The sequence below is a fragment of the Paenibacillus zanthoxyli JH29 genome (genome assembly GCF_000520715.1).
Classification (GTDB): Bacteria; Bacillota; Bacilli; order Paenibacillales; family Paenibacillaceae; genus Paenibacillus_AQ; species Paenibacillus_AQ zanthoxyli.
Genome location: NZ_ASSD01000637.1, coordinates 1 through 8,355, shown reverse-complemented (window position 1 = coordinate 8,355; position 8,355 = coordinate 1). Strand labels below are relative to the sequence as shown.

At 55.7% G+C, this 8,355-nt stretch carries 8 protein-coding genes; all 8 read right to left on the bottom strand.

Annotation, left to right across the window (positions count from 1 at the left end):
* Positions 1-678, bottom strand: a 678-nt coding sequence (cobA, locus tag L691_RS0124395; protein ID WP_025692860.1) for a uroporphyrinogen-III C-methyltransferase, incomplete at its 3' end; no start/stop codon positions are given.
* Positions 679-687: 9 nt separating this feature from the next.
* Positions 688-1,740, bottom strand: a complete 1,053-nt coding sequence (hemC, locus tag L691_RS0124390; protein WP_025692859.1) for a hydroxymethylbilane synthase — start codon at positions 1,738-1,740, stop codon at positions 688-690.
* Between the two features lie 4 nt (positions 1,741-1,744).
* Positions 1,745-2,392 (bottom strand): precorrin-2 dehydrogenase/sirohydrochlorin ferrochelatase family protein, encoded by a 648-nt coding sequence (locus L691_RS0124385; RefSeq protein ID WP_025692858.1) that lies wholly within the window; start codon positions 2,390-2,392, stop codon positions 1,745-1,747.
* 6 nt (positions 2,393-2,398) lie between these two features.
* Positions 2,399-3,226: a cytochrome c biogenesis protein CcsA gene (gene ccsA / locus L691_RS0124380; RefSeq protein WP_025692857.1), complete on the bottom strand. Its 828-nt coding sequence runs from the start codon at positions 3,224-3,226 to the stop codon at positions 2,399-2,401.
* 14 nt (positions 3,227-3,240) lie between these two features.
* Entirely contained in the window at positions 3,241-4,629 is a 1,389-nt protein-coding gene (gene hemA / locus L691_RS0124375; protein WP_025692856.1) for a glutamyl-tRNA reductase, read from the bottom strand.
* Positions 4,630-4,867: 238 nt separating this feature from the next.
* The gene (gene yihA, locus L691_RS0124370; protein WP_025692855.1) at positions 4,868-5,497 is read right to left on the bottom strand and encodes a ribosome biogenesis GTP-binding protein YihA/YsxC; all 630 of its coding nucleotides are present in this window, start codon (positions 5,495-5,497) and stop codon (positions 4,868-4,870) included.
* Positions 5,498-5,517: 20 nt separating this feature from the next.
* A complete protein-coding gene (gene lon / locus L691_RS0124365; protein ID WP_025692854.1) occupies positions 5,518-7,872 on the bottom strand; it encodes an endopeptidase La in 2,355 nt (784 codons plus the stop codon).
* A 166-nt stretch (positions 7,873-8,038) separates the two neighbouring features.
* On the bottom strand, positions 8,039-8,355 hold a 317-nt coding region (locus L691_RS30060; RefSeq protein WP_036738105.1), incomplete at its 5' end, for a S16 family serine protease.

Sequence of the window (8,355 nt, the reverse complement as noted above, 5' to 3'; positions counted from 1 at the left end):
GCCGAAATTCGCCGCCTTCACTTTCTCTTCGATATCGGCGAGCGTGCCAATCAGCGTCTCCTGCTCCGCGCGCGTCCCCCAGCGCACCAGCGCCACCGGCGTCTCCGGCGGGCGGCCGTGCTTGATCAGATTGCCGCTGATATAACCGATTTTGGCGACCCCCATTAGGAAGACAAGCGTGCCCGTGGCATTCGTTACTTTATCCCAATGAATCGAGCGGTCCAGCTTGTCCGGGCTTTCGTGCCCGGTAATAATCGACAGCGAAGAAGCGTAATCGCGGTGGGTAACCGGGATGCCGGCATAAGCCGGCACGCTGATCGCCGATGTGATGCCCGGAACGATCTCGTAGGAAATGCCGTTTTTTCGTAACAGCTCCGCCTCCTCGCCTACCCGACCAAAAATCGTCGGATCGCCGCCTTTTAACCGCACTACCGTCTTGCCCTGAAGCGCCAGATCGACGAGCAGCTGATTAATCTCCTCCTGCTTCATCGTATGACGGTCCGGAAGCTTGCCCACATAGATCTTTTCTCCGCCGGGGGGCATCCATTTCAGCAGCCTGGGACTTGCCAGCCGGTCGTAGACCAGCACATCCGCCTTCTTGATACACTCCATGCCTTTGATCGTGATGAGCTTTGCATCCCCAGGGCCCGCGCCCACCAAATACACTTTGCCTGCCATTCTCTCAACTCAACCCCTTAGCTCTGCCAAAATCTTCTCCGCTCCCTTGGCAATCAACCGTCTCGCCGTCTCTTCGCCCACCTGAACCGGGTCGGTGCCCGTGCAGCTCTCTTTCAAAATCACGGCTCCATCCGGCGTTCCGACCATACCGGTAAGCGTGATGCTCCGGCTGCCCGCCGCCTTCTCTGCCGCCGAGTTCCCCTCGGATGCCGCAGTGGATTCTCTCTGTTCTCCGGTCAGTCCGGAGTCCAGGGCATCCACACCTCGGCCAATGGCCGCGCTATCCTCTCCGCTGCTCTCCAGCGTGGCAAAAGCGCCAATCGGCACCTGACAGCCCCCGTTCAGCACGCCAAGAAAACGGCGTTCCGCAGCGACCGTGAGCGCAGTCTCTTCATCATTATACAATGAAAGCAGCTTGCGAAGCTCGGCATCCTCCTCGCGGCATTCGATACCCAGCGCGCCCTGCCCCACAGCGGGCAGACATTCCTCGGGCCGCAGGTAAGCCGTCACACGGTCCTGCCAGCCCATACGAGTCAGGCCAGCCGCCGCGAGCAGAATCGCATCATACTCACCGCTCGCAAGCTTCCGCAGCCTGGAGTCGATGTTGCCGCGCACCGGTTCGATTACGAGATCCGGCCGCAGCGCCGCCAGCTGGCTGGAACGGCGCAGACTGCTCGTGCCAACCCTCGCTCCCGAAGGAAGATCGGCCAGCCCCTTGCCGCTGCGGGTAATCAGGCAGTCTCTGGGATCGACGCGCCGGGGAACCGCGCCGTTGACGAGACCCGCCGGCAGCTCGGAGGGCATATCCTTCATGCTGTGCACAGCCATGTCGATCTCCCGTTCCAGCATGGCCTGCTCGATCTCCTTGACGAACAGCCCTTTGCCGCCCACCTTGGACAGCGTAACATCAAGGATGCGGTCGCCTTTGGTGACGATTTTTTTCACCTCAAATGTGAAAGGGAACCTATGCTCCGCGCAGAGCCGCTTCAAATCGTCAATGACCTGGCCGGTCTGTGTCAACGCCAGCGCGCTTTGTCTGCTGCCTACAATAATCGTTCGCATTCTTTTACTCCTCCCGATGTTGTGCGATCCAGGTCTTGATCTGTTGCGAATCCCATGCTGTAAAAGCGCCGCCCCTAATTTCGTCCAGCACATTTAATGTCCCGAGCCTTTTCAGCAGACGCTTCCGGACCTCCGGTGACTGTTCCTGCCGCTTGATCTCCTGGCGCATTTCATATATAAAATCCAGATAGGCTTCATACTCTTCGCCAAGTATTTCCTCGATCAGCTTCATGATTCCTGCGGTAATACCGGGTCCCGCACCCGAGGTCGACACCGCCACCGTCAGACGTCCCCGGCGCAGCACGCCCGGCGTAATGAAGCTTCCAGCTTCCGCATGGCTGCCCACATTTACCGGCACACCCAGACTGTCCGCTTCGCGCGCCACTTCCTCGTTAACCGCCGGATCGTCGGTTACCGCATAGACAAGAAGAGCTCCTCGGGCATCCCCGGGAGCATAGTTGCGGTTCAGCCAGACCACTGACGCATTGTCCGACAGTTCCGCCAGCCGCGGCGTCAGAGCAGGGCTAATAATCGTAACCGCCGCTCCGGCCTCGAGCAGCCCCAGCGTCTTACGCTCAGCTACCTTTCCTCCTCCGACCACTACACAATGCTTTCCCCGGCAATCCAGCATAATCGGCAAATACACCGTCATATCATCTCAGCCCCCGCCCCAACGATGAAAATCAGACCACGAATTCAGCAAAAAATTAAGGATGATAAATCCGTAGCCCGAGACTGCCCAGCGCGCCATGACAATTCCGCTGCGCCGGCCAAAGCGCTTAAATATAAGATAGGAAATATAAATGCCGAGCCCGATAAGCGTGGACAGCACTTTTAAATCCTGAAACAGCGGCAGACGCCCTTCGGAGACTATCGAGATCCCGGCCACTATTAGCGACACCGCGAGCAGCGGCGTCCCAGCAAGCACGGATGTGTGAGCATATTTGTCCAGAACTTCCAGACTTGGCAGACGCCTCACCCGGTCATTCCATTTCTTGCGCTTCAGCCTGGTATGCAGGAACAGGTACATGACTCCGAACACAGCACCCAGCGTCAGCGCGGCAAAGCTCAGGTTGGCGAGAATAATATGCATAGCCAGCCAGCCATGTACCGCCTTCCAGCTCTGAAGCGTATGGTCCTCCGCCGTCAGCCACACCCGGTTAAGCAGAAAAGCGCTGAAACCCGCTACGCTAAGCAGCAGCACCGTGAATTCGGAACGCCGCATAAAGGACTGAGCCAGTGAAATCAGCACGATGCTGAAGGAGAACCAGAACAAAAAATCGTACGGCGTAAAAATCGGCAGCCCCTGCTCCTCGTAAAAGCGTATACCAAGACCTGCGGACTGAAGCAGGCCGACAAAAACAAGAAGCCCCGTGCCTAACCGCTTCCGATCCGGATTCCGCTCAAGGCAATCCAGGAAATAAAACAGCAGGCTCAGGGCATAGAGCAGCAGGGCTGCGTCATATATTCCATTCAGGTAACGCATATCGCTGGCCTCCTTTAGAGGCTTGCCGGAGCAAAAGCGCTCTTCGGCAGAGCGGCGTTTCCACTGCCGGGCAGCGTGTCCGCCGGTTTGCGGTTTCTCTCGGGAGCAGCGCTCCCTTTTTCCGATTCAGGCTCTAGCCGGTCCTCAAGCGCAAAAATCTTCGTAAAAAACTCAAGCGCTTCGTTTCCGTTCTTGTCGCCGGACAGTTCTTTGATGACATTAATCGGATCATGCATCATCTGGTTCACAATGCTCTTAGTCAGCCGGCGGATAATCTTGCGCTGATGCTCATCCAGTTCAGGCAGCTTGTTGAACAAGCTCTCCAGCGTTTCTTCATGTATAGCGTTTGATTTCTCCTGCAGCGCCCGAATGACCGGCTGCACGCCCAGCGTCTTAAGCCAATGCTGGAAATTGTCGCTCTCCTCCGCAATCAACCTTTCGATCTTCGCGGCTTCGCCGCGCCGCATCTCCATATTGCTCTCCACAATGCCCTCCAAATCGTCAATATCGTACAGAAACACATTCGGAAGCTCAGACGCGGACGGATCAATGTCACGCGGAACCGCAATATCAATCATAAACAGAGGACGGGACTGGCGGTTCTTCATGCTATCCGCGATTCTGTCCGCCGTCAGCACGTAGCCTTCCGCCCCTGTCGAGCTAATCACGATGTCGAACTCGTGCAGACGTGAGGCCGCTGCTTCCAGCGTGCATGGACGGCCCGCGAACTTCTCCGCCAGCTCCGTAGCGCGCGCAAGGGTGCGATTCGCGACAATCACTTCCGCCGCGCCGCTCGCGTACAGATGCTTGACCGTCAGCTCGCTCATTTTGCCCGCGCCGAGGATCAGCACTTTTTTGCCGGTAAACATGCCAAAGATACGCTTCCCCAGCTCAACCGCCGCGTAGCTGACGGATACCGCGCTCTCGCCGATCGACGTCTCGCTGTGCGCCCGCTTGCCCACGGTTACCGCCTGCTTGAACAGCCGGTTGAACCACGTTCCCGTCGCGCCCTCACTCTGAGCGGTCAAAAAAGCGCTGCGAACCTGTCCCAAAATCTGCGTCTCGCCGATTACCATCGAATCCAGTCCGCAGGTCACCCGGAACAGATGCTGGACCGCCTCTTCGTCCTCGTATTTATACATATGCTGTGTAAATTGCTCGCTCTTTACGCCGAACCACTGCTCCATAAAGCTGCGAAGAAAATGTCCGCACATATGAAGACGATCCACAACCACGTAAATTTCCGTACGGTTGCAGGTGGCGACGATGACCCCCTCCAGCACGCTCTTCGTCCGCATCAGCTGATGAAGCGCTGCCGGCAGATCCTGTTCCGCAAAAGCAAACTGCTCCCTCACCTCGACAGGCGCTGTACGGTAGTTCAAGCCAACGGCGACGATGTGCATCTATAAGTTCACCATCCTAGTCTTAATTCGTTACCAAATCACATCATACACAATCACTATGTTAAGTATATCACACGACGAGACATTTCTTTTGTCTCTTTATGAATTATATATGAAATTAGAATAATTATAAATAAGTAAAAAATAACCACGCCTACGCATGGTTATCAAGTGTTTTAGGTTATAGTTCGCTGTGTTCCGGAGCAACCTGACGTTTACAAAATAGATCGGGCAGCCTTCAGCTGCGGTTCTCTTTATCCTGTTCTTCCTCTGCTTGCTCTCCGGAAGCAATCTGGCTTTCAATCAGCGCCCACAGCTCGTCACTTCCAAGACCGAGCTCCGAAGAGAACGGAATAAAGCTCTCACCGGGAAGAATCCCAAGCGTCTCTTTCACAATCTTGATATGCCTTGGCAGACGGGTCTTTGGAATTTTGTCGGCTTTGGTTGCGACGACGCACATTGGGATGTCATAGTGTTTCAGCCATTCATGCATCATCCTATCGTCTGCGGTTGGAGGGTGGCGCAGGTCAACCACGAGCAGCACCAGCTTGAGCGTCTCGCGTTCGGCCAAGTACTTCTCCACCATCTTGCCCCAGGCCGCCCGTTGGACCTTGGATACTTTGGCGTAACCGTAGCCGGGAAAATCGACATAATACATCGTATCATTAATGCGGTAATAGTTCATGTGCTGTGTCTTGCCCGGAGTGGAACTGGTGCGGGCCAGATTTTTACGGCTAATCATTCGGTTGATCAGGGACGACTTCCCCACGTTGGAGCGCCCTGCCAGAGCAATCTCCGGCAAGGCGTCTTCAGGGTATTGATTTGGGCCGACGGCACTGATGACAAATTCGGCTTTGGTTACTTTCATCGGACTTCCTTTCTAAAAACCTATTGCAAACTTTGGACGACCTGATCCGCGATCTTGGCCACAAGCGCGTGATGCAGCACCTGATCCATATGAGAGACCGGCACAAATTCCACGTCGTTCTTCACGCTCTCAGGGATTTCCTTCAAATCCCGCTCGTTATCTTTGGGGAGCAGGATTTTCTTGTAGCCGGCGCGATGGGCGGCAAGCGATTTCTCCTTAAGTCCGCCAATCGGCAGCACCCGCCCGCGCAGCGTGATCTCTCCCGTCATCGCAACATCCTTCGAGACTTGGCGCTTGGTGAGGGCCGATACGAGCGCGGTTGCGATCGTAATGCCCGCCGAAGGCCCATCCTTCGGAATCGCTCCTTCGGGAATGTGAATATGAATGTCGTTCTTTTCGTAAAAATCGGACGGGATGCCAAACTCTTCCGCCTTGGAACGCGTATAGCTGAAGGCGGCCTGTGCCGACTCCTTCATAACGTCGCCCAGCTGACCGGTCAAAATAAGCTTGCCACTCCCCGGAACAACTGTCACTTCAATCAGCAGCGTATCTCCGCCCACTTCGGTCCAGGCCAAGCCGGTTACCGTACCGATTTGGTCTTCCAGCTCCGCCATCCCGTAACGGTATTTGGCCGTTCCGAGGTAATCCTTGATATCGGCGGGGGAGATGCTGACGCTCTCCTTCTCTCCCGACACAATCTGCTTGGCCGCCTTCCGGCAGAGCGCAGCAACCTGCTGTTCCAGGTTCCGGACACCGGATTCCCTCGTGTATTCCCGGATGACTGACAATAGCGTACCTTCCTCAATCGTCAGTTGGCCTTCTTCCAGACCGTGATTCTTCATCTGCTTCGGCAGCAGATAGCGGTTTGCGATTTGCAGCTTCTCAAGCTCCGTGTAGCCGGGGATGTACAGCATCTCCATCCGGTCAAGCAGCGGACGGGGGATATTGTGCACGGCATTGGCCGTCGTCACGAACATGACATTCGACAGATCGAACGGAATTTCCACGAAGTGATCGCTGAACGTGTTGTTCTGTTCCGGGTCCAGAACTTCCAGCAGCGCCGCAGAAGGGTCTCCGCGGAAATCGGAAGCCATCTTATCGATCTCATCAAGCAGGAAGACGGGATTAAGCGAACCCGCCGTCTTCATACCCTGGATGATCCGTCCGGGCATCGCGCCGACATAGGTGCGGCGGTGGCCGCGAATCTCCGCCTCATCCCGCACGCCGCCGAGGGAGATGCGGACGAACTTGCGGTTCAAGGAGCGCGCGATCGAGCGCGCCAGCGAAGTTTTACCGACCCCCGGAGGGCCGACAAGACAAAGAATCGGGCCTTTCAGCTTTTTGACAAGCTTCTGGACGGCCAGGTATTCCAGCACACGCTCTTTCGGCTTATCCAGCCCGTAGTGGTCTTCGTCGAGCACTTGCTCCGCCTTGGCGATATCCAGATCATCCTCGGTGAATTCATTCCAGGGAAGGCTGAGCAGCATTTCCACGTAATTGCGGATGACCCCGCCTTCCGCAGAGCTTGCAGGCATTTTCTCAAGCCGGTCGATTTCCTTGTCAATCTTCTCTTTGACCCGCTCCGGCAGATCCTTCTCCTCCGCCTGGGCGCGCAGCTCCTCGGCTTCACCGGCCCGGCCTTCTTTATCGCCAAGCTCCTTCTGGATCGCCTTCATCTGCTCGCGCAAATAGTATTCCTTCTGCGTCTTTTCCATCTGTTTCTTGACGCGCTGGTTAATCTTGCGTTCCAGCTCCAGCACCTCACGCTCGTTGCCCAGAATATCAAGCAGCTTCTCCAAACGCTTGCGCACGTCGATCGTCTCAAGAATTTCCTGCTTATCCTTAATCTTCAGCACAAGATGGCTTGTAATGACATCGGCAAGGCGCCCGGGCTCCTCAATGTCCGATACGGCTGCGAGCGTCTCCGGCGTCACCTTTTTGGATAAGGTAATATAATGCTCGAATTGGTTCAGTACAGTGCGCATCAGCGCATCACTTTCCGGATCATCGTCAGGCTGCTCGGGAAGCTCGCGCGCCATGACCTCGTAATACTCCTCATTATCCAAATAGTGTATGATCTCGGCCCGCTCAACGCCCTCCACAAGCACGCGAATCGTGCCGTTGGGGAGCTTCAGCATCTGCCGCACATTCGCAACTGTACCTACCCGAAAAATATCTTCTTGACCCGGTTCTTCAATATTGACTTCCGATTGAGAACAGAGGAGGATCAGATTATCTTCGACCATCGCTTTTTCCAGCGCTTTCACTGACTTCTCGCGACCCACATCCAAATGAAGGACCATGCTTGGGTACACAAGGAGACCCCTGAGCGGCAATAAAGGAAAACGACGACCTTTTGTCTGTTTGGATACCATCGCTTTCGAACCTCCAATCGCTCTTGTGTATGTCATTTCTTTTGTTCTTTATTCTATCAAAAGCGCCATCAAAACACCAACTGACCGCACACAAGGCGGCCAGTTGGCGCAGAAGTTGCATAAGCCGATCCCGGAACCGACCGGCAGCTTGAGAAATTGGTATGGTTTACAGATTGGCGCTTTCTCCTGAAGCATCCGCCTTAAGCAGCGCTGGAGGCGCCGCAAAAGTGTCTCCGGCAACAGCGGACAGCCGGACATCTTCGAGATGGGCGCCGAATAGAAGGCGGAATGCCTCTTCCACGGTCTCAATGGGAATGACGCGTACCTGCGCCAAATCGGCGAACAGCGATTGCCAATTGTCCTTAGGCACAAGCACCGTCGTGGCGCCGGCCTGCAAAGCCGCCTCCACCTTCGCTACCACGCCGCCGACCGGCTTCACCCTTCCGCGAATGCCCATCTCCCCGGTCATTGCTACCGTATTGT

Bases quoted from the DNA above. Each gene is read 5' to 3' on its own strand.
- ccsA (WP_025692857.1), bottom strand. From the start codon at position 3,226: ATGCGTTACCTGAATGGAATATATGACGCAGCCCTGCTGCTCTATGCC.
- L691_RS0124385 (WP_025692858.1), bottom strand. From the start codon at position 2,392: ATGACGGTGTATTTGCCGATTATGCTGGATTGCCGGGGAAAGCATTGT.
- yihA (WP_025692855.1), bottom strand. From the start codon at position 5,497: ATGAAAGTAACCAAAGCCGAATTTGTCATCAGTGCCGTCGGCCCAAAT.
- hemA (WP_025692856.1), bottom strand. From the start codon at position 4,629: ATGCACATCGTCGCCGTTGGCTTGAACTACCGTACAGCGCCTGTCGAG.
- hemC (WP_025692859.1), bottom strand. From the start codon at position 1,740: ATGCGAACGATTATTGTAGGCAGCAGACAAAGCGCGCTGGCGTTGACA.
- lon (WP_025692854.1), bottom strand. From the start codon at position 7,872: ATGGTATCCAAACAGACAAAAGGTCGTCGTTTTCCTTTATTGCCGCTC.